This is a genomic window from Pediococcus claussenii ATCC BAA-344, from assembly GCF_000237995.1.
Classification (GTDB): domain Bacteria; phylum Bacillota; class Bacilli; order Lactobacillales; family Lactobacillaceae; genus Pediococcus; species Pediococcus claussenii.
On sequence record NC_016605.1, the window covers coordinates 267,133 to 290,794 of the forward strand.

At 40.3% G+C, this 23,662-nt stretch carries 13 protein-coding genes, 4 tRNA genes and 3 rRNA genes; all 20 read left to right on the top strand.

Annotated elements, in window-relative coordinates:
- The first annotated feature begins 7 nt into the window (after positions 1 to 7).
- The 20 genes from mfd (at position 8) to PECL_RS01370 (ending at position 23,594) form a co-directional block, all read left to right on the top strand.
- The gene (gene mfd / locus PECL_RS01275; RefSeq protein WP_014214787.1) at positions 8 to 3,529 is read left to right on the top strand and encodes a transcription-repair coupling factor; all 3,522 of its coding nucleotides are present in this window, start codon (positions 8 to 10) and stop codon (positions 3,527 to 3,529) included.
- Complete coding sequence (locus PECL_RS01280; RefSeq protein ID WP_014214788.1) at positions 3,516 to 5,099, top strand: putative polysaccharide biosynthesis protein; 1,584 nt, start codon at positions 3,516 to 3,518, stop codon at positions 5,097 to 5,099. Before mfd ends, PECL_RS01280 begins: the two co-directional genes overlap by 14 nt.
- Positions 5,099 to 5,368 (top strand): RNA-binding S4 domain-containing protein, encoded by a 270-nt coding sequence (locus tag PECL_RS01285; protein ID WP_014214789.1) that lies wholly within the window; start codon positions 5,099 to 5,101, stop codon positions 5,366 to 5,368. Before PECL_RS01280 ends, PECL_RS01285 begins: the two co-directional genes overlap by 1 nt.
- 101 nt (positions 5,369 to 5,469) lie before the next feature.
- Complete coding sequence (locus tag PECL_RS01290) at positions 5,470 to 5,838, top strand: FtsB family cell division protein (RefSeq protein ID WP_014214790.1); 369 nt, start codon at positions 5,470 to 5,472, stop codon at positions 5,836 to 5,838.
- Positions 5,839 to 6,028: 190 nt separating this feature from the next.
- The gene (locus PECL_RS01295) at positions 6,029 to 6,466 is read left to right on the top strand and encodes a S1 domain-containing RNA-binding protein (RefSeq protein WP_014214791.1); all 438 of its coding nucleotides are present in this window, start codon (positions 6,029 to 6,031) and stop codon (positions 6,464 to 6,466) included.
- Between the two features lie 222 nt (positions 6,467 to 6,688).
- On the top strand, positions 6,689 to 8,041 hold the full coding sequence (gene tilS, locus PECL_RS01300; protein WP_014214792.1) for a tRNA lysidine(34) synthetase TilS: 1,353 nt from the start codon (positions 6,689 to 6,691) through the stop codon (positions 8,039 to 8,041).
- Positions 8,041 to 8,577, top strand: a complete 537-nt coding sequence (gene hpt, locus PECL_RS01305; RefSeq protein ID WP_014214793.1) for a hypoxanthine phosphoribosyltransferase — start codon at positions 8,041 to 8,043, stop codon at positions 8,575 to 8,577. The genes tilS and hpt overlap by 1 nt, the downstream gene beginning before the upstream one ends.
- 93 nt (positions 8,578 to 8,670) lie before the next feature.
- Positions 8,671 to 10,740 carry an ATP-dependent zinc metalloprotease FtsH gene (gene ftsH / locus PECL_RS01310; protein ID WP_014214794.1) on the top strand — a complete coding sequence of 690 codons (2,070 nt, stop codon included), beginning with the start codon at positions 8,671 to 8,673 and terminating at the stop codon, positions 10,738 to 10,740.
- 215 nt (positions 10,741 to 10,955) lie between these two features.
- Positions 10,956 to 11,834 carry an Hsp33 family molecular chaperone HslO gene (gene hslO, locus PECL_RS01315; RefSeq protein ID WP_014214795.1) on the top strand — a complete coding sequence of 293 codons (879 nt, stop codon included), beginning with the start codon at positions 10,956 to 10,958 and terminating at the stop codon, positions 11,832 to 11,834.
- A 65-nt stretch (positions 11,835 to 11,899) separates the two neighbouring features.
- Entirely contained in the window at positions 11,900 to 12,883 is a 984-nt protein-coding gene (gene dusB / locus PECL_RS01320; protein WP_014214796.1) for a tRNA dihydrouridine synthase DusB, read from the top strand.
- Positions 12,884 to 12,931: 48 nt separating this feature from the next.
- On the top strand, positions 12,932 to 14,404 hold the full coding sequence (gene lysS, locus PECL_RS01325) for a lysine--tRNA ligase (protein ID WP_041534699.1): 1,473 nt from the start codon (positions 12,932 to 12,934) through the stop codon (positions 14,402 to 14,404).
- A gap of 461 nt (positions 14,405 to 14,865) precedes the next feature.
- Positions 14,866 to 16,444: ribosomal RNA gene (locus PECL_RS01330) — 16S ribosomal RNA — on the top strand.
- A gap of 78 nt (positions 16,445 to 16,522) precedes the next feature.
- Positions 16,523 to 16,596: transfer RNA gene (locus tag PECL_RS01335), tRNA-Ile, on the top strand.
- Between the two features lie 4 nt (positions 16,597 to 16,600).
- Positions 16,601 to 16,673: transfer RNA gene (locus PECL_RS01340), tRNA-Ala, on the top strand.
- 190 nt (positions 16,674 to 16,863) lie between these two features.
- Positions 16,864 to 19,786, top strand: a 23S ribosomal RNA gene (locus tag PECL_RS01345).
- 92 nt (positions 19,787 to 19,878) lie between these two features.
- Positions 19,879 to 19,995, top strand: a 5S ribosomal RNA gene (rrf, locus tag PECL_RS01350).
- Together the 16S, 23S and 5S rRNA genes with 4 tRNA genes alongside form the textbook arrangement of a ribosomal RNA operon.
- Positions 19,996 to 20,002: 7 nt before the next feature.
- Positions 20,003 to 20,075: transfer RNA gene (locus PECL_RS01355), tRNA-Asn, on the top strand.
- Positions 20,076 to 20,117: 42 nt separating this feature from the next.
- A tRNA-Thr gene (locus PECL_RS01360) sits at positions 20,118 to 20,190 on the top strand.
- Positions 20,191 to 21,241: 1,051 nt separating this feature from the next.
- Complete coding sequence (locus PECL_RS01365) at positions 21,242 to 22,711, top strand: peptide MFS transporter (protein WP_014214798.1); 1,470 nt, start codon at positions 21,242 to 21,244, stop codon at positions 22,709 to 22,711.
- 64 nt (positions 22,712 to 22,775) lie between these two features.
- On the top strand, positions 22,776 to 23,594 hold the full coding sequence (locus PECL_RS01370; RefSeq protein ID WP_014214799.1) for a metallophosphoesterase: 819 nt from the start codon (positions 22,776 to 22,778) through the stop codon (positions 23,592 to 23,594).
- Positions 23,595 to 23,662 lie beyond the last annotated feature (68 nt).

Genomic DNA, 23,662 nt, shown 5'->3' on the forward strand with positions numbered 1-23,662 from the left:
AGATAGAATGAATATTCAAGAAATTTTTGCTAGTGATAACGGCGTTTTAAATGTTTTAGAGCAGGCAGATGACGGAAAGCGCCAGTTGGTAACAGGTCTGTTGGAGCCGGCCAAACTATTACTATTTCAAACATTATTGGGACAGGTCAACAAGCCCATACTTATCGTTATGGATAGTTTGGCAAGCGCAGAACGGCTTGGCGACGAGTTACAGCGCCTGATTGACCCCGAGAATGTACACATATTTCCGGTTGAAGAAATAATTGCGGCAGAGGTAGCTACAAGCTCTCCAGAATATAGGGGGATGAGAGTAGCTGCTTTAAACGCGCTTTCTCAAAGGAAACCAGGTATTTATATTACATCCGTTTCTGGGGTTAGGCGTCATTTACCACTTGTAGCTGATTTTAAAAATGCAACATTAAGCTTTGAAGTTGGAACGGAATTGGATTTTGATGATCTACCAATTAGATTGTCTTCAATGGGGTATGCAAGAACAGAAATGGTTGAAAAACCCGGTGATTTTGCTGTTCGAGGCTCAATTATCGATGTATACCCGTTAAGCCAAGAGAATCCTGTTCGTGTTGATTTTTTTGATACTGAAGTTGATTCCATTCGTGAGTTTGATGTGACTAATCAGCGTAGTCTTGAAAATATTGAAAGTGTTGAACTTTTACCAGCTACAGATTTAGTTGTGTCGGATGATGAACTGCAGAGTGCTGCAGAACGTTTACAGGGTAAGTTAGAACAACGGAGTAAGACACTTGGTTCTGAAGAACGAAATAAGCTCCAAAATAACTTGGCAGAAGTTATTGAACGCTGGAAACAAGGCAAGATAGTTTCTGAGGACATCATGTTCGAGGGATACTTACTACAAAAGCCAGCATCACTGCTTGATTATTTGGATAATGGTGTACTAGTTATTGATGATTATACAAGGGTATTGGACTCTGAAAAAGATCTTGAAACAAATGAGCTTAGTTGGGTAACAGATCAATTAGCTGAATATCGAATAGTTGGTAATGATAGTTATGGGTTCAACATTCGTGACATGGTAAAATTGCGCAAACAGTCTCAAATTTTCCTTTCAATGTTTCAAAAGGGAATGGGAAGAATTAAATTCGATAGTTTAACAGATATAACAATTCGACCAGTTCAAGAATTTTTTGGACAAATGCCTGTGTTGAAGGGTGAGGTGGAACGTTGGTTACATCAAAAAAGCACAGTGGTTATTTATGCTAACTCCAAACAACGACAGGAAAGTATTGGTAATACACTAAAGGATTTCGAGATTGCCAGTGTTTCAACCAGACCAGATAAGATAAAAAGTAATGCCGTCAATATTGTTGGAGAACCATTTGAACAGGGATTTGAATTTCCAAATGCCGGTGTTGTAGTTTTAACCGAACGTGAGTTGTTTGCAAAGGTTCCTAAAAAGAGGCCCCGTAGGCAGACAATTGAAAATACCGAGCGTCTTAAGAATTACAATGAATTAAAGCCCGGTGATTTTGTGGTTCATGTTAATCATGGAATTGGAAAATTTATTGGAATGACGACGATGGAAGTCGATGGAGTCCATCAGGATTATATTACGATTCATTATAAGGGAAGCGGACAACTTTTTATACCGGTTACCCAGCTAAACATGGTTCAAAAGTATGTTGCTGCCGAAGGGAAAAGTCCTAAATTAAATAAATTAGGTGGTAGTGATTGGGCAAAAACTAAGCGTAGTGTTGCTTCCAAAATTGAGGATATTGCGGATGAACTAGTTGAGTTATATGCAAAAAGAGAATCAGAAAAAGGTTTTGCTTTTAACCCAGATGACGACTATCAGCGTCAGTTTGAAAATGATTTCCCTTATTCTGAGACACCAGACCAATTACGTTCAATTGAGGAAATTAAGCGGGACATGGAAAGTAGCAGGCCAATGGATCGTTTATTAGTTGGTGACGTAGGGTATGGTAAAACAGAAGTAGCTTTGCGTGCTGCGTTTAAAGCAGTTGAGAGTGGAAAACAGGTTGCAATTCTTGTGCCAACAACTATATTGGCACAACAACATTTTGATACTATGTCGGATCGTTTTAGCGGATACCCAATTGCAATTGGAATGTTATCACGCTTTCAGACAACTAAGCAGGTTAAGGAAACTATTGAAGGCTTGAAGGATGGTTCGATTGACGTGGTTGTTGGAACGCACCGTTTGCTGTCAAAAGATGTTGGATTTAAAGATTTGGGCTTGTTAGTAATTGATGAAGAACAGCGATTTGGAGTTAAACATAAGGAACGTATTAAAGAGTTGCGGTCACAGGTTGATGTTTTAACGTTGACAGCGACACCGATTCCCCGAACTTTGAATATGTCAATGATGGGTGTGCGTGATTTGTCAGTTATTGAGACGCCACCAACAAATCGTTATCCAATCCAAACATATGTATTAGAAGAAAATAGTGGGACATTGCGAGATGGAATTAACCGCGAATTGCGACGAGGCGGACAAGTTTACTATTTGCACAATCGTGTTCATGATATTGAAAAAGTGGTTGCTGAAATTCAAGCATTAGTTCCGGAAGCAAATGTGGGCTACATTCACGGACAAATGACTGAAAAACAGCTTGAAGATATTTTGTTTGAGTTTATTCAAGGTGAGTTTGATGTATTAGTAACAACAACTATCATCGAAACAGGAATTGATATTCCAAATGCTAACACTTTGTTTGTTGAAAATGCTGATCATATGGGGTTATCACAGCTCTACCAAATTAGAGGCCGTATTGGTCGCAGTTCACGGGTGGCGTATGCTTACTTCACATATCAACAAAACAAGGTATTGACTGAACTAGGTGAAAAAAGATTAGAGGCCATAAAAGATTTTACTGAACTTGGATCTGGTTTTAAAATTGCAATGCGGGATCTTTCAATCCGTGGAGCAGGCAATCTATTAGGTAAACAACAGCATGGATTCATTGATTCTGTTGGATATGATATGTATACACAGATGCTATCAGATGCCATTAAAACTAAGCAAGGTAAAAAAGTAACAGTCAAAACGGATGCAGAAATTGCGTTGGGATTGGATGCATTTTTACCAAGTGATTATATTGAAGATCAGCAGCAAAAGATTGAATTCTATAAGCGTTTGAGACAGGTTGAAAATGAAGATCAGATAATGGAGATACAAGATGATTTAATAGATCGCTTTGGTGAGTATTCGGTTGAAGTTGAAAACTTAATTCATGTTACTGAACTTAAATTGAAGGCGGATGAAGCTCAAATTGAAAAAATTGAGAAACGTGATAACTTTCTGTTTATTAGTTTAAAAACAGCTAAACGGCCTGATTTAACTGGTGAAAATATTTTTGAGGCACTTTCAGTTACTAAACTTCGAGCAACAGTTGCTGAGGAAAATGGTAAAATGCAGATTAAATTGGTTATCCAACCAAAGATGACCGAAAAACAGTGGATGGTGCAACTAAGTGAATTTGTTTCAGAGTTGAGCCAGGAACGTGTGGAGGATTCAAGTGAACAATCCTAGTACTAAGTCGGTAATGCGCGGTGCGATGGTACTATCTTTGGCATCACTAATTGCCAAAATCTTAAGTGCCATCTATCGTATTCCACTTCAAAACTTAGTCGGAAATACTGGATTTTACGTTTATCAGCAAGTTTATCCGATATATGGAATTGGAATGACTTTTGCTTTGTCTGGGTTTCCGATTTTTATTTCAAAAATAATTGCTGAACAACCATCTGAAAAGGAACGGTGGCGGATTAATTTTTATTCGTTTCTAATCCTAGTAATAATTTCTATAGCCTTTTTCTTAGCAATTTTTTGCAGTTCACATTTGATAGCGGTTTGGATGGGAGATAGTCAGTTAACGCCACTGTTAAAAGCAGTTTCGTTTATGTTCCTATTTATGCCATTATTAGCAGCGGGACGAGGATATTATCAGGGAATATATGATGTTGTACCGACTGCCTTATCACAGGTAGTTGAACAATTTGTAAGAGTTGCAGTTATCATAGCTGTTGCGGTACTGGCTACCAAGCTCAGTTGGAATGTTTATTTTATGGGAAAGTGGGCAATGGCTAGTTCCAGCATTGCAGCTGTGTTTTCATCACTTTTTTTCTTGCAATTTGGGCGCAAACTTTTGGCAAAAATACCAACTGAAATTGATTTTAAAAAGCTTGGACATTTATTCAAAAGATTTGTGATAGAGGGCGGATTGGTTTGCCTAATGGCTTCTATGATTATTTTGCTTCAACTAGTAGATTCTTTCACTGTGAAAAACGGATTGGTTAGTAGTGGTGTATCCAATGAAGCTGCCAAAGGACTTAAAGGCGTTTTTGATCGCGCTCAACCGTTGGTCCAACTTGGCGTTGTGATTGCCACATCGTTTGGAGCGGCATTATTGCCGTCACTAACTAGGGCTGTGCAAAAAAGAAATCAAGTTGAGTTCTACAGGTCTGCCGTTTCCCTAATTAGGGTCAGTACTATAATTTCAGTAGCAGCAAGCCTGGGGATGATTGCCATTATGCCCGAGATTAATGTATTACTGTTTGGGGACACAAGTGGGAGTTCTTCTCTGGCAATTTATAATTTAAGTATAATATTCTCGGCATTAATATTTGTGTATAACAGTGTTTTGCAAAGTATTAATCGCTTAAGAGCAACTTTTTTTGCTGTATTAGCCGGATTGTTAGTGAAAATAGCGTTAAACAGCTGGTTTGTACAGCGAATGGGGATAAATGGGGCAAGTATTGTAACGGTGCTTAGCCTTATGACGGTTGCAATTGCCATGGGAGTGCTTGTTCCAAGACAAATCAATCAGAGGGTATATGTCAAAGACGGGTTTATATTTAAGCTGATTTTTGGAGCTGGAATTATGACTATCGTGGTTGGAAGTTTTGCAACTGTTTTGACAAAAATCCTGCCACTTACGAATCGAGCAGTAACGATGTTAAATGTTATAATTTCAATTGTTATTGGCGTAACTATTTTTGCAGTTTATGTTTTTAAAGCCCATTTGTTGTCCGTGCGAGAATGGCTAGTATTACCATATGGAAAACAGGCGCTTAAATTTATTCAAAGGATAGGAAAATAATGAGATTAGATAAATTTTTAAAAGTATCGAGAATTATTAAACGTAGAACTTTAGCCAAAGAAGTGGCAGATCAAGGCCGCATTTTGATTAATGATAAAGTGGCTAAATCCTCTTCTAATCTAATGAATGGAGATACAGTTGAAATTCGATTTGGAAATAAAACCCTAGTCATCAAGGTTGAACAATTGCTTGATACAACCAAAAAAGAAGATGCCGAAAGAATGTATTCGATTGTAGAAGAAAAATATGTTCATGATTTCAGAGAATAATTGTCAAATTTAAGGAATATTAAGAGAAATGCCGTAGACTTTTAAAATGCGCCTTGCTATAATTTAAGCTAGATAGATGAAGAGCAAAGGAAGTTTTGCAAGTGGCGAGTAATGCGAAAAGTGGTTTGGTTAAAAGAGAACGAACAGGACACCGCGCAACGGGTGCTGTAAATCCATACGTCCGCGCTAGAAAACAGCGCTTTTATGCGATTTTAGGTACCTTTATTGTGTTTGCTAGTATTTTTACTTTTCAAATTGTCCATACAAAAGTCACTTTGGCAGAAGTTAATCAACAGGCCGTAGCTCAAAAAGCAAGCTTAGTTAAAGCGACTGATGACCAAGCCTTGTTGAAGGATAAAGTTAAACAGATGAACAATAAAGATTATTTGCAACAGGTGGTGCGCGATAAGTATCTTTTCACTAAGAAGGGTGAGACAGTGTATAATTTGCCTGCCGACGCAGATAAATAAATGAAAGAGCGGGATATAAGGCAGAATCAGTTGGCTTGTCTCCTGCTTTTTATTTACAGTAAAAAATGATTGGTTACCAAGACGGAATGTGATATTGAGTCGGATTTATTATCGACTAACCCCCTCTCAAAATGGTATAATCAGCACGTTATAGATTTTCAAGAATTCATTGGGAGGAAATTAGTTTTTTATGGCAATTGACGTTGGGACGAAGGTAACTGGAAAAGTATCTGGAATCACAAATTTTGGTGCGTTTATTGATCTTGGTGATCATCAATCCGGGTTGGTACACATTAGCGAAGTTTCTAATAAATTTATTAAAGATGTACATGATGTATTAACGGTTGGCGATGAAGTTGAAGCTAAGGTTATTTCGGTTGATAAGGGGAAGATAGCACTTTCCATTAAGGCAACGTTGCCAAAAGAACAACAAGCACGGCCTCAAATGCGTTCAAGGGTACATAGTGGTGGGATGCGTACTCCTAAAAAAGTTGCAAATAATAAACCCGTTGAAAAGGATTTTGATTCACTGCTTTCCAGCTTCATGAAGGATAGTGAATCGCGTCTTTCAAGTTTGAAGCGAAATACAGACGGAAAAAGAGGCGGTCGTGGCGGCCGTCGAGGTTAAATCAAAAAAATTACAAATTTAAATGTTAAAGAGAGCGAGATATAAGTTGAAAAGTGATGAGCATTGAAGGCGAGAAACGGAGGATGATGTTTGATTCATCGTTTGTGATAAACCTTTGAAGCAGAATCATTTGGCTTATTTCTCGCATTTTTATTGGTTGGGATGAAATTTGAATTTCAGTTTCGTTCCAATCGTTTTTGGTTATTTAGGTGAATTTAATTTATGGATGAAATAGTTAAAGCGGTAAAAAAACAATTTGGTTTTAATCCCAGAGATACGGTAATTCTCGCAATCTCAGGTGGGGTGGATTCCATGGTTTTGTTAAATGTATTTTTAGAATTAGCAAAACAGACCCATATGACAATCGTAATCGCACATGTGAACCATCAGTTGAGAGAACAAAGTACCCTAGAAGAACAGTTTTTAAAGGAATGGGCAGCAAAACACCATGTTCAAATTGAAATTGCACATTGGCAAGTGGGACTAACCATTAAAACAAGCGTTGAGGAAGCTGCTAGAAATTTTAGGTATAATTTCTTTGCGGATGTTATGAAAAAATATCAGGCGGGATACGTAGCCACCGCCCATAATTTAAATGATCAGGCAGAGACATTTTTAATGAAGCTTGTTCGCGGTGGAATTGTTGGGGAGTTAGGTGCAATCCAGGCAAAGCATAACTTTGGATCGGGTGAGATTATTCGACCAATGCTGGAATTTCCCAAAAAATATATTAAAAAAGTTGCAGTGGCAGAAAATATTGAATGGTACGAGGATGAGACTAATGGGTCGGATGATTATTTAAGAAATAGGATACGGCATAGAATAATCCCCCAGTTGGAAACAGAAAATGCTCAAGTTTTATCTCACATAATGGACTATAGCCAACAAATTCAAGAACAGAGTGAATTTTTAGTGCAGTACGCTGACATTGAATTAACGAAGCTAGCTAGGGATAGTAAGTATGATTTTTCAAAATTCATACTATTGGATAGAGTAACTAAAAAATTAGTATTAAGACAGATGATTACTAGAGAAAATTCCAACATGGAGTTGGGAAATGGCAAATTAACCAGCCTTTTACACAGTTTAGAACACAGCCAAGCAAATGCATTCTTTGATTTGGGACAAAACTTTCAGCTGGTTAGGGAATATGATGTTTTTTTTGTGTTGAAAATATCACGTAAAAGGAGTAAACAAGCCAGTTCACGTGTGTTAAGATTAGAGAACACATACAGTGTAAATGGTGGTAGACTAACCCTTCGGATTGGTAAGGTTGATGAATCAATCCATGACACCTTTGTGTTTAGTGCTAATCAGCTGGTGTTTCCACTAAGGATTAAGCCAATTGATATAGATATAAAACTTGGTTTAAAAAATGGTGGTCACAAGACTGTGCGACGCGAACTAATTGATCAAAAGATTCCGGGAAGTAAACGCTCACAGCTTGTAATGGTTGTGGATAAAAACGACCAATTGATTTGGATTCCTGGTCTCAAGAAGTCTTGGTTAAGCCAACCATTCGAGTCGAACCGAACCATTTACACAATGATATTTAGTAATGGAGGAAGCTTTTGATGGACAACGATATAGCAAAAACGCTGTACAGCCAAAATGACATACATGAAGCATGTGTGAGGCTAGGAGAACAACTGACAACGGATTATGCTGACAAGCAGCCACTAGTTATTAGTGTACTTTCTGGAGCAGTTTTTTTTACAACAGATGTTGTACGTGAGATGGATGTTTATGCAGATATGGATTTTATTGATGTATCTAGTTATAACGGTGGTTTAGAATCATCAGGTAACATTGATTTGGTAACAGATTTGTCCACAGATGTAAAAGGACGAGATATTTTAATTATTGAAGATATTGTTGATACTGGAAGAACCTTGAAATACATAATTGAATTATTGTATAAACGTAACGCCAAGAGCGTGAAAGTTTGCGCTTTAATGGATAAACCGACTGGACGTAAGATCGAGGTTAAAGCTGATTACGTTGGATTTGTTGTGCCAGATGAATTTGTCGTCGGGTATGGATTGGATTACAAAGGACTTTACCGAAACTTGCCATACGTAGGTGTTTTAAAGCCTGAAATTTATGAATAAAAATTATTAGTCAAAATTGGTCAAATGTGATATTATAACTTCATCAATCAAGATTTAAGTTATTTTGTCTTAGATTGTTTAAGGAGGAACTACATGAACAGGAATGGAAATGGACTTTTTCGAAATAGCCTTTTCTACATTGTGGTTTTTTTGAGCGTAATGGGAATCATCGCCACGGTCGTTGGCAAGGGTGGTAGTAACCAAACCTCCGCGATTTCGTCGAGTGATTTTGTTTCTCAACTTAAAAAAGACAACGTAAAGAGTTTCGAAATTCAGCCTGCTAATGGTATTTATAAGGTAACTGGTAAGTACCGTTCAGCACAAAAAGATAATACCTCTTCGGGATTATTCCCGGGAACTGTATCATCAACGAAAGTAACTGGTTTTACAACATCAGTTCTTCAAAATGACACGATAGTTGCCCAGATTAACAAGGCAGCTTCCTCTGAGGGTGTCAAGATGACAACCAAACAAGAAGAGTCCAGTGGATTTTGGGTTCAGTTGTTAGTGACTGGTTTACCGTTACTGATTTTCATTTTCTTCTTCTACATGATGATGGGACAAGCAGGTCAAGGCGGTGGTAATAACCGTGTGATGAACTTTGGTAAATCTAAAGTTAAACCTGCAGATAAAGCTGCGAATAAAGTTCGTTTCTCAGATGTTGCTGGGGAGGAAGAAGAGAAACAAGAACTTGTTGAAGTTGTTGAGTTCTTGAAAGATCCACGTAAGTTTGTTCAATTAGGAGCGCGAATACCGGCGGGTGTCCTTTTAGAGGGACCTCCAGGGACTGGTAAAACTTTACTAGCCAAGGCTGTTGCTGGTGAAGCTGGAGTACCGTTCTATTCAATTTCTGGTTCAGACTTCGTTGAGATGTTTGTTGGTGTTGGTGCTAGTCGTGTTCGTGATTTGTTTGAACAGGCTAAGAAGAATTCGCCATCGATTATTTTCATCGATGAAATTGACGCTGTTGGTCGTCAACGTGGTAATGGTGTTGGCGGTGGACATGATGAACGTGAACAGACATTGAACCAGTTGCTGGTTGAAATGGATGGTTTTACTGGTAATGAAGGTGTCATTGTTATGGCAGCTACTAACCGTTCAGATGTGCTTGATCCTGCTTTGCTACGTCCAGGCCGTTTTGATCGTAAGATCTTAGTCGGTCGTCCAGACGTTCGAGGGCGTGAAGCAATTTTGAAGGTACATGCTAAGAACAAACCGATTGATTCAAGTGTTGATTTGGCTGAAATTGCCAAACAAACTCCTGGTTTTGTTGGTGCTGACTTGGAAAACTTGTTGAATGAAGCTGCACTTTTAGCAGCTCGTAGAAATAAGAAGAGCATTGATGCTGCTGATTTAGATGAAGCTGAAGATCGCGTAATTGCTGGTCCAGCTAAGAAGAATGCAGTTGTTAGCAAGCAGGAACGGCAGACCGTGGCATTCCATGAAGCAGGTCATACGATTGTGGGACTTGTGTTAAATGATGCTCGTGTGGTCCATAAGGTTACAATTGTTCCACGTGGTCGTGCTGGTGGCTATGCTATCATGCTTCCTAGGGAAGATCAGATGTTGATGTCTAAGAAAGACGCTATGGAGCAGATTGCCGGTTTAATGGGTGGTCGTGCTGCTGAAGAGATCATCTTCAATCAACAGTCTTCCGGAGCTTCAAATGACTTTGAACAAGCAACTCAAATTGCACGTTCGATGGTTACTCAATATGGTATGAGTGACAAGATTGGTCAAGTTGAACTTGCTGCACCAGGGCAATCATATTATGGTGAAAACGGACCTGCGTACTCTGAAAAGACTGCATCGGTAGTTGATGAAGAGATTCGCCGTTTCACTTCTGAAGGTTATGAAGAAGCTAAACGAATCATTAATGAACACCGTGAGCAGCATAAGATTATTGCAGAAGCGTTATTGAAATATGAAACACTTGACGAAAAACAGATTCTCAGTTTATTTAAGACTGGTAAGATGCCAGAAACAGCTGCTAACTCTGAATTTCCAAGTGAAAAAGCTGCTACTTTTGAAGAATCTAAGCGTGAATTAGAACGTAAGGAATCTGAACGTCATCAGGAAGCGGAAAAAGAAATCAAAACACCAAATGATGCAAATGAGACAACTGTCTTCCATCCACAACATAAGGATGACGATAAAGAATAGCTAGGTGGGCGATTGTCCATTAAGTTGTTATAATGGAACAACCTGAGAATGATTTTATTCTCAGGTTGTTTTGTGTTACTAATGATGAGGATCATTATAAATAGTGATGCACATGTAATTTGAGTAATGGAATGTTTGATAATAAGTACTATCATAATTTGGAAATTAACGAGCTTAACTAAGTTATATATTAAAAGAAGAGGAATTTTAAACGGATGAAAGATTATTTGGTAAAAAGTGTTATTAATGATGGTATGTTTCGAGCATATGCTTTAACAAGCACCAATTTGGTACGGGAGGCACAGAAAAGGCATGATACTTGGAGTGCGGCAACTGCGGCTTTGGGGCGCTCTTTAACTGCAACTATTATGTTGGCTTCTTCTGTCTTAAAGGGAACTGAAAAGATGACTGTTAAGATTAATGGTGGTGGCCCAGTTGGGACGATTGTTGTCGATGGTAATGCCAACGGAACGGTTAAGGGTTATTTGCAGAATCCGCATGTTTCATTGCCACTAAAAGACGATCACCATATTGATGTTGGACAGGCAGTGGGTAACGAAGGTATCATGGCGGTTACAAAAGAAATGGAATATGGAGATCCTTTCACTGGACAGGTTGGATTAGCCTCTGGTGAAATCGGTGATGACTTCACTTATTACCTTGCACAATCAGAACAGATTCCTTCGTCTGTTGGGGTTTCGGTTTTTGTTAATCCAGATGAATCAGTGGATGTTGCTGGTGGATTTTTGATCCAAGTAATGCCGGATGCAACTGATGAGGCAATTGACATATTACAAAAGAATTTGGAAGAATTACCATTAGTTTCGGAAATGTTGCGAGAAGGTCTAAGTCCTGAACAGATGCTTGAACGCATTTTTAAAAATGATGACATAAAAATCTTAGATCGAATGGACGCTAAGTTTGCGTGCGATTGTAGCAAAGAAAGATTTACAAAAGCGCTAATTAGCCTTCCAAAAGATGATGTGCAAGACATGATCAATGAGGATCATGGTGCTGAAGCACAGTGCAGTTTTTGTGGAAATAAGTATCAATTTTCAGAAGAAGATTTAGAAGAGATTATAAAGCAACACTAGTCCGTGGTTGAATTAAGTGCTTTGTGATATGATAATCTGCGTGTATTAATGAATGAGGTGAAAGCATGGAGTGGCAAATTGGTGATGTAACAATTCCTAATCAGATCGTTGTAGCACCTATGGCAGGGGTGACTAATTCTGCTTTTAGGATGATCTGTAAACGTTTCGGAGCAGGCTTAGTTGTCTGTGAAATGATTTCTGATCGTGGAATTATTTACGGAAATAAAAAAACTTTGAGCATGATGAACGTTGATGCTCACGAACATCCAATGAGTATTCAAATTTTTGGTGGCACTAAAGAAACTTTGGTTGAAGCTGCCAAATTTGTGGACCAAAACACCGCCGCTGATATTATAGATATCAACATGGGATGTCCAGTAAATAAAGTGGTAAATACTGAAGCAGGTGCTCGCTGGTTATTGGATCCAAATAAGGTTTACGAAATGGTTTCGTACGTTACGGATGCGGTTAAAAAGCCTGTTACGGTGAAGATGAGAACTGGTTGGGATTCTGATCATATTTTTGCTGTTGAGAATGCGCTAGCTGCCGAACGTGCTGGAGCAGCAGCACTCGCGATGCATGGCCGTACTCGAAAACAAATGTATACAGGACATGCTGATTGGAATATTTTAAAAGATGTTGCTGGTCAGTTGCATATTCCATTTATGGGAAATGGCGATGTAAAAACTCCAGAGGATGCCAAACGGATGCTAGATGAAGTGGGCGCAGATTCTGTGATGATGGGCCGTGCTGTTTTGGGGAATCCTTGGGAGTTAGCCAGGGTCAAAGCCTACCTTGAAACAGGTGAGTTGATCGCAGAACCAACACCTTCTGAAAAGATTAAGATTGCAAAAGAACATTTGCACGGCTTAGTAGAACTTAAGGGTGATAATATTGGTCCACGTGAATTTAGAACCCAGGCAGCATATTACTTAAAAGGGATTCCACGTTCGGCAAGAACAAAGGTTGCTCTTAATAGTGCAGATACAGAACAAGAAATGATTGAAATTTTTAATCAATTTGAAGATAAAATTATGAGTAGGGTTTAAGAAAGATAGGAGGACTAACTAGTGGCGCAAAAGAAGCAAGCAGATGTAATGAACGATCAATTAAGGGTTCGTCGTGAAAAAATGGACGAGTTAAGAGAAAAGGGAATTGATCCCTTTGGACATCGTTTTGAGCGTACTTATTTAGCTGGAGATTTACACAAAGAATTTGGCGATCTAGGTAAGGAAGCCTTAGAAGAAAAAAACATTGTAGCGACGATCGCTGGTCGTATGATGTCGAAACGTCGCAAGGGTAAAGTTGCCTTTGCGGATATTAAGGATCGTTCTGGTAAAATTCAACTTTATGTCCGTAAAGATGAGGTTGGAGAAGACCAATACGAAATCTTTAAACGTTCGGATATCGGTGACTTTTTTGGTATTACCGGCGAAGTCATGAAGACGGATATGGGAGAGCTGACAATCAAAGTAACTGAGCTAACTTTCCTAACTAAAGCACTTCGCCCATTGCCCGAAAAGTTTCATGGCCTACAAAATGTTGAACAAATTTATCGTCAAAGATATTTAGATTTAATTTCAAATGACGATAGTATGGATCGCTTTAAAAAACGCTCTAAGATTGTTTCTGCTGTACGTCGTTATTTGGATGGCGATGGATTTACTGAAGTGGAAACGCCGGTGCTTCATACCCAAGCTGGTGGTGCCAACGCACGTCCATTTATTACACATCATAATGCTTTGGATATCGATTTATACCTAAGAATTGCACTTGAATTACATCTTAAGAGATTGATTGTAGGTGGAATGGAACGAGTATATGAAATTGGTCGTGTATTTCGTAATGAGGGTATCGATACGCGCCATAATCCTGAGTTTACAATGTTAGAATCTTATGCAGCATACTATGATTTTCACGATGTAATGGATGAAACTGAAGGCATTTTCAAGGCAGCAGTTAAGGCTGTTTCAGATGATGGTAAGATTACATATCAAGGAACTGAGCTTGATTTAGGCCAAGAATTTGGGCGGATGCATATGGTTGACGCCATTAAGAAGTTTACTGGAATTGATTTTTGGGCACCAATGTCAATTGAAGATGCTAAAAAGTTGGCAGACGATAACGGTATTCACTACGAAACATGGTGGACAGTTGGTCATATTATTAATGAATTCTTTGAAGAAAAGGTGCAGGATCAATTGGAACAGCCAGTGTTTATTTATGGACATCCAGTCGAAATTTCTCCATTAGCTAAGAAAAATGCTGATGATCCTAGATTTACGGATCGTTTTGAGTTATACATCTTGGGTAATGAATACGGGAATGCCTTTACAGAATTAAATGATCCAATAGATCAACGCGCTCGTTTTGAAGCACAAGTAGCTGAAAGAAAAGCGGGAAATGACGAGGCGGAAGGTATTGACGAAGATTACGTTGAAGCTCTCGAATATGGCATGCCGCCAACAGGTGGGTTAGGAATTGGAATTGACCGATTGGTAATGCTATTGACGGATGCACCATCGATTCGCGATGTCCTATTGTTCCCTACTATGCGTCCAATTGATTAGGACTGCTTAAATTAATAATTAAATCCCCATAAATATTAGATTGAATCTAGTATTTATGGGGATTTTTTTAGTTAAAAATATAGTTTTGGGGCAATAAATAAAAATTCATTAAAAAAAATCAATTATTTTTGTGACAAATCACTTTTTTTCTGGTAAAGTATTATTTACCGTCGTTAATGAAAGACAAACATAAATCCTATGAATGAAATCATTACGTAACTAAGTTTTGAAATTAATTTAAAAAAAGGGTTGACGAATTAGTTTTTTAGATGGTATTATATAAAAGTTGTTTCGCGAGGTAATCCCTTATGAGACAACACAGTAGACCTTTGAAAACTGAACAAAATTTTGACAATCAAATGGTGTAGGGATTGAGTAACGAAAGTTATTCGATAAAACATTATGCGAACGAAGTCAATTCGCAAAACAAACAATTAATGAGCTTATATAGACTCATCATATAATATGAGAGTTTGATCTTGGCTCAGGATGAACGCTGGCGGCGTGCCTAATACATGCAAGTCGAACGCATTTCCGTTAAAAGAATCAGAAGTGCTTGCACGGAAGATGATTTTAACAATGAAATGAGTGGCGAACGGGTGAGTAACACGTGGGTAACCTGCCCAGAAGAGGGGGATAACACTTGGAAACAGGTGCTAATACCGCATAATAAAGAAAATCGCATGGTTTTCCTTTAAAAGATGGTTTCGGCTATCACTTCTGGATGGACCCGCGGCGTATTAGCTAGTTGGTAAGGTAAAGGCTTACCAAGGCAGTGATACGTAGCCGACCTGAGAGGGTAATCGGCCACATTGGGACTGAGACACGGCCCAGACTCCTACGGGAGGCAGCAGTAGGGAATCTTCCACAATGGACGAAAGTCTGATGGAGCAACGCCGCGTGAGTGAAGAAGGGTTTCGGCTCGTAAAACTCTGTTGTTAAAGAAGAACGTGGGTGAGAGTAACTGTTCACCCAGTGACGGTATTTAACCAGAAAGCCACGGCTAACTACGTGCCAGCAGCCGCGGTAATACGTAGGTGGCAAGCGTTATCCGGATTTATTGGGCGTAAAGCGAGCGCAGGCGGTCTTTTAAGTCTAATGTGAAAGCCTTCGGCTCAACCGAAGAAGTGCATTGGAAACTGGGAGACTTGAGTGCAGAAGAGGACAGTGGAACTCCATGTGTAGCGGTGAAATGCGTAGATATATGGAAGAACACCAGTGGCGAAGGCGGCTGTCTGGTCTGTAACTGACGCTGAGGCTCGAAAGCATGGGTAGCGAACAGGATTAGATACCCTGGTAGTCCATGCCGTAAACGATGAATACTAAGTGTTGGAGGGTTTCCGCCCTTCAGTGCTGCAGCTAACGCATTAAGTATTCCGCCTGGGGAGTACGACCGCAAGGTTGAAACTCAAAAGAATTGACGGGGGCCCGCACAAGCGGTGGAGCATGTGGTTTAATTCGAAGCTACGCGAAGAACCTTACCAGGTCTTGACATCTTCTGACATTCTAAGAGATTAGAAGTTCCCTTCGGGGACAGAATGACAGGTGGTGCATGGTTGTCGTCAGCTCGTGTCGTGAGATGTTGGGTTAAGTCCCGCAACGAGCGCAACCCTTATTACTAGTTGCCAGCATTAAGTTGGGCACTCTAGTGAGACTGCCGGTGACAAACCGGAGGAAGGTGGGGACGACGTCAAATCATCATGCCCCTTATGACCTGGGCTACACACGTGCTACAATGGATGGTACAACGAGTCGCGAAACCGCGAGGTTTAGCTAATCTCTTAAAGCCATTCTCAGTTCGGACTGTAGGCTGCAACTCGCCTACACGAAGTCGGAATCGCTAGTAATCGCGGATCAGCATGCCGCGGTGAATACGTTCCCGGGCCTTGTACACACCGCCCGTCACACCATGAGAGTTTGTAACACCCAAAGCCGGTGGGGTAACCTTTTAGGAGCTAGCCGTCTAAGGTGGGACAGATGATTAGGGTGAAGTCGTAACAAGGTAGCCGTAGGAGAACCTGCGGCTGGATCACCTCCTTTCTAAGGAATAATACGGAAACTACACCATGTCAAAGTTTTGTTTAGTTTTGAAAGGTCTACTCTCTGAACATGCGTATCGGGCTTATAGCTCAGCTGGTTAGAGCGCACGCCTGATAAGCGTGAGGTCGATGGTTCGAGTCCATTTAGGCCCATGATGGGGAATTAGCTCAGCTGGGAGAGCGCCTGCCTTGCACGCAGGAGGTCAGCGGTTCGATCCCGCTATTCTCCATTGGACAACGTTAGTTGTTCTGATAATTTGTTCTTTGAAAACTGAATAATATCTAAATTTTCTAATATTAATTATGTAAATAATTAAACCGAGAAAACCACCGCGTAATTTAAAGAGTTATATTAACAAGATTAGTTCAATTAATCGCTAGAATTAAACTCATAAACCACTTTGCCGTCGGCAAAGTATAGGTTAAGTTAGGAAGGGCGCATGGTGAATGCCTTGGTACTAGGAGCCGATGAAGGACGGGTCTAACACCGATATGCCTCGGGGAGCTGTACGTAAGCTTTGATCCGGGGATTTCGGAATGGGGCAACCCAGCAAGCTTTACCGCTTGTTATCCACATCTGAATACATAGGATGTGTGAAGGTAGACGTGGGGAACTGAAACATCTCAGTACCCGCAGGAAGAGAAAGAAAAATCGATTCCCTGAGTAGCGGCGAGCGAAACGGGAAAAGCCCAAACCAGAAAGCTTGCTTTCTGGGGTTGTAGGACTGAACATTTGAGTTACCAAAGAGTTTGATAGTTGAGGAGTCTGGGAAGGCTCGCCAAAGAGGGTGATAGCCCCGTAAACTAAATCAAGCTCCCTCAGTTCAGGATCCTGAGTACGGCGGAGCACGTGAAATTCCGTCGGAATCCGGGAGGACCATCTCCCAAGGCTAAATACTCCCTAGTGACCGATAGTGAACCAGTACCGTGAGGGAAAGGTGAAAAGCACCCCGGAAGGGGAGTGAAACAGTTCTTGAAACCATGTGCCTACAATAAGTCAGAGCCCGTTAATGGGTGATGGCGTGCCTTTTGTAGAATGAACCGGCGAGTTACGTTCGTATGCCAGGTTAAGTTGAAGAGACGGAGCCACAGCGAAAGCGAGTCTGAAGAGGGCGAATAAGTATGCGGATGTAGACCCGAAACCAAGTGACCTACCCATGTCCAGGTTGAAGGTGCGGTAAAACGCACTGGAGGACCGAACTCGTGTACGTTGAAAAGTGCTGAGATGAGGTGTGGGTAGCGGTGAAATTCCAAACGAACTTGGAGATAGCTGGTTCTCTCCGAAATAGCTTTAGGGCTAGCCTCGGAATTAGGATCATGGAGGTAGAGCCACTGTTTGGACTAGGGGCCCGTCACGGGTTACCGAATTCAGATAAACTCCGAATGCCATTGATTTATGTCCGGGAGTCAGACGGTGAGAGATAAGTTCCATCGTCGAAAGGGGAACAGCCCAGACCGCCAGTTAAGGTCCCTAAATATATGTTAAGTGGAAAAGGATGTGGAGTTGCATAGACAACTAGGATGTTGGCTCAGAAGCAGCCACCATTTAAAGAGTGCGTAATAGCTCACTAGTCGAGTGATTCTGCGCCGAAAATGTACCGGGGCTTAAACATATTACCGAGACTGCGGATGTCACCAATAGGTGACGTGATAGGAGAGCGTTCTAAGGGCAATGAAGGCAGACCGTGAGGACTGTTGGAGCGCTTAGAAGTGAGAATGCCGGTATGAGTAGCGAAAGATAGGTGAGAATCCTATCCACCGAATGACTAAGGTTTCCTGGGGAAGGCTCGTCCACCCAGGGTTAGTCGGGACCTAAGTCGAGGCCGAGAGGCGTAGACGATGGATAACAGGTTGATATTCCTGTACTAGTTAAACTTGTTTGAACAATGGAGGGACGCAGTAGGCTATGGAAAGCATCCAGTTGGAAACGGATGTCCAAGCAGCAAGTCTGAAGAAGAGTCAAATGCTTTTTTTCTTAAGGACAAGCTGTGATGGGGAGCGAAATTATAGTAGCGAAGTTCCAGACGTCACACTGCCGAGAAAAGCTTCTAGTTAGAGTTTAATTACCCGTACCGCAAACCGACACAGGTAGTCGAGGAGAGTATCCTAAGGTGAGCGAGAGAACTCTCGTTAAGGAACTCGGCAAAATGACCCCGTAACTTCGGGAGAAGGGGTGCTGACCGCAAGGTCAGCCGCAGTGAAGAGGCCCAAACGACTGTTTATCAAAAACACAGGTTTCTGCAAAATCGTAAGATGACGTATAGGGGCTGACGCCTGCCCGGTGCTGGAAGGTTAAGGGAATGAGTTAGCGTAAGCGAAGCTTTGAACTGAAGCCCCAGTAAACGGCGGCCGTAACTATAACGGTCCTAAGGTAGCGAAATTCCTTGTCGGGTAAGTTCCGACCCGCACGAAAGGCGTAACGATTTGGGCACTGTCTCAACGAGAGACTCGGTGAAATTATAATACCCGTGAAGATGCGGGTTACCCGCGACAGGACGGAAAGACCCCATGGAGCTTTACTGTAACTTGATATTGAGTGTTTGTACAGCTTGTACAGGATAGGTAGGAGCCGTTGAAGTCGGAACGCTAGTTTCGATGGAGGCATTGGTGGGATACTACCCTCGTTGTATGAACCCTCTAACCCGCGCCACTAATCGTGGCGGGAGACAGTGTCTGGTAGGCAGTTTGACTGGGGCGGTCGCCTCCTAAAGAGTAACGGAGGCGCCCAAAGGTTCCCTCAGAATGGTTGGAAATCATTCGTAGAGTGTAAAGGCAGAAGGGAGCTTGACTGCGAGACAGACAGGTCGAGCAGGGACGAAAGTCGGGCTTAGTGATCCGGTGGTACCGTATGGAAGGGCCATCGCTCAACGGATAAAAGCTACCCTGGGGATAACAGGCTTATCTCCCCCAAGAGTTCACATCGACGGGGAGGTTTGGCACCTCGATGTCGGCTCATCGCATCCTGGGGCTGTAGTCGGTCCCAAGGGTTGGGCTGTTCGCCCATTAAAGCGGTACGCGAGCTGGGTTCAGAACGTCGTGAGACAGTTCGGTCCCTATCCGTCGCGGGCGTAGGAAATTTGAGAGGAGCTGTCCTTAGTACGAGAGGACCGGGATGGACATACCGCTGGTGTACCAGTTGTTCTGCCAAGAGCATCGCTGGGTAGCTACGTATGGATGAGATAAACGCTGAAAGCATCTAAGTGTGAAACTCGCCTCAAGATGAGATTTCCCATTGCCTTCGGGCAAGTAAGACCCCTGAAAGATGATCAGGTAGATAGGTTAGGAGTGGAAGTGCAGCGATGCATGAAGCGGACTAATACTAATCGGTCGAGGACTTAACCAAGTAAGTGGTGGTTTTCGAAGGAAAATTTAAGATATTATTCAGTTTTGAGAGAACAAAGATTTTCTCAAGCGATAACGTAAGTTAGCGTTGAGTGTGGTGACGATGGCAAGAAGGATACACCTGTACCCATGTCGAACACAGAAGTTAAGCTTCTTAGCGCCGAGAGTAGTTGGAGGATCGCCTCCTGCGAGGGTAGGACGTTGCCATGCATTTTATTCCGGCATAGCTCAGTTGGTAGAGCACCTGACTGTTAATCAGGTTGTCGACGGTTCGAGCCCGCCTGCCGGAGTTGATGAATGTTAACTCTGGTTGGAGTTAGCATTTTTTTTATGCCAGCTTAGCTCAGTTGGTAGAGCAACGGTATCGTAAGCCGTGGGTCGGGTGTTCGAGTCGCCTAGCTGGCATAGCAATGAAACTTCCTTATTAGGAAGTTTTTTTTATTGGATAAACCTTATTTTATTGATGGATCAAATTATTTAAACACTAATACTCAGTAGATAAAATTCAGTTTGAAACTCTGTTAAGTCATTTTGAATTGACTATGGAACAGAACATTTTAAAGTATACCAAATGGGACAATTACAGTGACACTCTGTTCAAACATTTTGCTACATTTTGTTGATGGAAGTAACACAATACGAGCCACGTTACTTTGGATGGACAAGTAGGAGAAATTTATAACTCTAACAGTTATAGCACTTTGATTGGGACAGTGAGGTTTATGGTTTGCAGAATCTAACAAAGGGGATCTTTAGTAAAAAATGGGTGACCAACAGAATTTACATTAAATTACACTGTTCAATAGAGGGCAATTAGATGTCTCTTACATTACTCATTATGTGGATAATTCTGTTCCAGAAAATGACGTTTTCAATGTTAGAGCGTCTAATCCAACTAGAAACGATGATGACAGCTCATAAGTGATCTATTAACTAGAATGTGTCAGGATAGATAGTATGTAGTGTTATTTATGTTGCCTCGTAATAAATCATTAGGTGGAAATATTGTTATCACGAGGTCAGTTTACGTTAAAGCTACCCAAAAAGTTTAATTGAAAATTACGCAATGCATGTCGGGATGCGAAGCCAACCATTATTGATTTCGGCGCGCTCAAGATCGTGAAGGCTATGCAGAAAGTAAAATGGCCACAGAATGGTGATTCTAAAGATGACACAAGTGTACGTGGAATGTTATTAATTTAATTGTTAAGGAGAGCCAGAATTTAATTTTTGGCTCTTTTTGTGGTTAAAAACCGACATTAGGTTATATTAATGATTGCCTTTATTAAGACTGGACATTTATGAGATTGTATTAACAGTAATAAAGGTAAAAATGTGATTTTCTTAAATAATCGAATTTAATGTATCATAAAACTCAGATTTCTCTATGCATTTTTTAATGTTTAGAGTATAATTAAATGTGTTGTTTTTTAAGAAGATACAAGGAGGATGAGTTGTGAATACTCAAGACAATAAAGATACAGCTTTCTTTGGACAGCCACGTGGGTTGTCAACGCTATTCTTTACTGAAATGTGGGAACGTTTCAGTTATTACGGAATGCGTGCTATTTTACTATTTTACATGTACTATGCCGTGTCGCAAGGTGGGCTTGGATTTGGTAAGGAAACGGCCTTATCAATCATGTCCATATACGGATCAATGGTTTACTTAACTAGTGTTATTGGTGGATTTATTAGTGACAGATTGTTAGGTAGTCGTCAAACCGTATTCATTGGCGGTGTTTTGATTATGTTTGGTCACATCGCGTTAGCCTTACCATTTGGTAAGACGGCTCTCTTTGTATCAATTTTATTGATCGTATTAGGAACAGGATTATTAAAACCTAATGTATCTGAAATGGTTGGTTCATTATATGGTGAACAAGATAATCGGCGTGATGCAGGTTTTAGTATTTTCGTTTTTGGTATTAATTTGGGTGCTTTGGTTGCTCCTCCAATCGTTTCGTGGTTTGGAGCTAATATCAGTTTTCATGCTGGATTCTCACTCGCTGCAATTGGAATGTTTTTTGGTTTGGTGCAATATTATTTTGGTGGGCGAAAATATTTAAGCAAGGATTCATTATACCCAGTTGATCCAATTCAACCGAACGAAGTTAAAAAGTTTAGTTTACGGATTATTCTTGGAATCATTGTTGCTGCACTTGTACTTCTAGTAATGCAGCTAACCGGTGTACTTAATATTGCTAACTTTATTTTGATATTAAGTATTATTGCAATTGCTACACCAATTATTTACTTCATTATTATGTTTTCAAGTCGTAAAGTTAATTCAACTGAACGATCACGTTTATGGGCTTACGTACTATTATTCATTGCTGCTACAATTTTTTGGGCAATTGAGGAACAAGGATCTGCTGTTTTGGCACTGTTTGCCGCTAATCGAACTCAGTTAACATATGGTTGGCTACATATTAACCCAGCCAATTTCCAAATGCTTAATCCTTTGTTCATTATGTTATACACACCTATTTTTGCAATTATGTGGACTAAGATGGGATCTAAGCAACCTTCCTCAGCACATAAGTTTACGTATGGTTTAATCTTTACAGGTGTTTCCTATCTCTTTATCGCACTTCCCGGTATTTTGTTTGGAACAGCTGGCAAAGTTAATCCACTTTGGTTGGTAGGTAGTTGGGCGATTGTTGAAATTGGTGAACTTTTAATTTCACCAATTGGTTTATCTGTAACTACTAAACTGGCGCCAAGGGCTTTTGCTTCCCAGATGATGAGTATGTGGTTTTTAGCAGATGCTGCTGGTCAAGCTATTAACGCGCAGATAGTTCGCTTCTATCCAGGGCATGAGGTTGCATATTTCATGTGGATTGGAATCGTTACAATTATTTTTGCGATTATCCTGTTCTTACTATCACCATGGATTAGTAAGAAGATGGAAGGTATTAATTAAAATTAATTGAATTTTAGTGATGAACTGGGCTATGCTTAGTTCATCTTTTTTATGGAGAAATAGTATGAAAATTGCGATTACTAGTGATAATCATTTTGATGTTAACAAGCTTGATCCTTCTCAAATGATGTTGGAACAAGCAGGGTATCTAAAAGAGCAACATATTGATATTTATTTAATTATTGGGGATCTTTTTAATGACTTCACAAAAACGCTTAACTATGTTCATGATTTACAAAATCTGTTAAATAAGACTACGACTGTGTATTTTATTGCTGGAAATCACGATATGTTAAACGGAGTTTCTTATGAAGAGCTTGAAAATTTGAAAGATAGTGCGTATTTGCATAATCGGTTTATAGACGTTCCTGGGACGGATTGGCGGATTGTTGGGAACAATGGGTGGTACGATTATTCATTGGCCTCAAACATGCCGGAAAAGACTGCTGATGACTTTTTAAAATGGAAGAGATCATTCTGGATTGATGCTAAAATAAAACAACCCATGAACGACATCGAGAGAATGGATATCGTATTACAGCAAACAAAGGAACAATTTGAAAAAGCCAAGGATAAAAAAGTCGTTTATATAACACACTTTGTACCTAACGAGCACTTTATTAGGTTTACAGATGATAATCGTTTTTGGAATATGGCAAATGGGGTTATGGGAAGCAAAAGACTTGGAAATTTGATTGCAGAGTATCAAACGGAATATGTAGGATTTGGCCATATGCATCGGCACTTTAAGGACTTTAAGTCAGATGGAACATTATTTTTTAATACGGCTGTAGGGTATCATCTTAAGCGAATTAATGAGTGGACTTTTGGTGATTTCATAACTGAATGGAAGAGTCGTTTAAAAATTTTGGATTTAAAATGAACTTTTTTGTGTAAAAGTGTTGCATTTATTTGTAAAATTCGGTATTATATTTAAGTCGGATAGATATG

Bases quoted from the DNA above. Each gene is read 5' to 3' on its own strand.
- mfd (WP_014214787.1), top strand. From the start codon at position 8: ATGAATATTCAAGAAATTTTTGCTAGTGATAACGGCGTTTTAAATGTT.
- PECL_RS01285 (WP_014214789.1), top strand. From the start codon at position 5,099: ATGAGATTAGATAAATTTTTAAAAGTATCGAGAATTATTAAACGTAGA.
- PECL_RS01295 (WP_014214791.1), top strand. From the start codon at position 6,029: ATGGCAATTGACGTTGGGACGAAGGTAACTGGAAAAGTATCTGGAATC.
- tilS (WP_014214792.1), top strand. From the start codon at position 6,689: ATGGATGAAATAGTTAAAGCGGTAAAAAAACAATTTGGTTTTAATCCC.
- hpt (WP_014214793.1), top strand. From the start codon at position 8,041: ATGGACAACGATATAGCAAAAACGCTGTACAGCCAAAATGACATACAT.
- ftsH (WP_014214794.1), top strand. From the start codon at position 8,671: ATGAACAGGAATGGAAATGGACTTTTTCGAAATAGCCTTTTCTACATT.
- hslO (WP_014214795.1), top strand. From the start codon at position 10,956: ATGAAAGATTATTTGGTAAAAAGTGTTATTAATGATGGTATGTTTCGA.
- dusB (WP_014214796.1), top strand. From the start codon at position 11,900: ATGGAGTGGCAAATTGGTGATGTAACAATTCCTAATCAGATCGTTGTA.
- lysS (WP_041534699.1), top strand. From the start codon at position 12,932: ATGAACGATCAATTAAGGGTTCGTCGTGAAAAAATGGACGAGTTAAGA.
- PECL_RS01370 (WP_014214799.1), top strand. From the start codon at position 22,776: ATGAAAATTGCGATTACTAGTGATAATCATTTTGATGTTAACAAGCTT.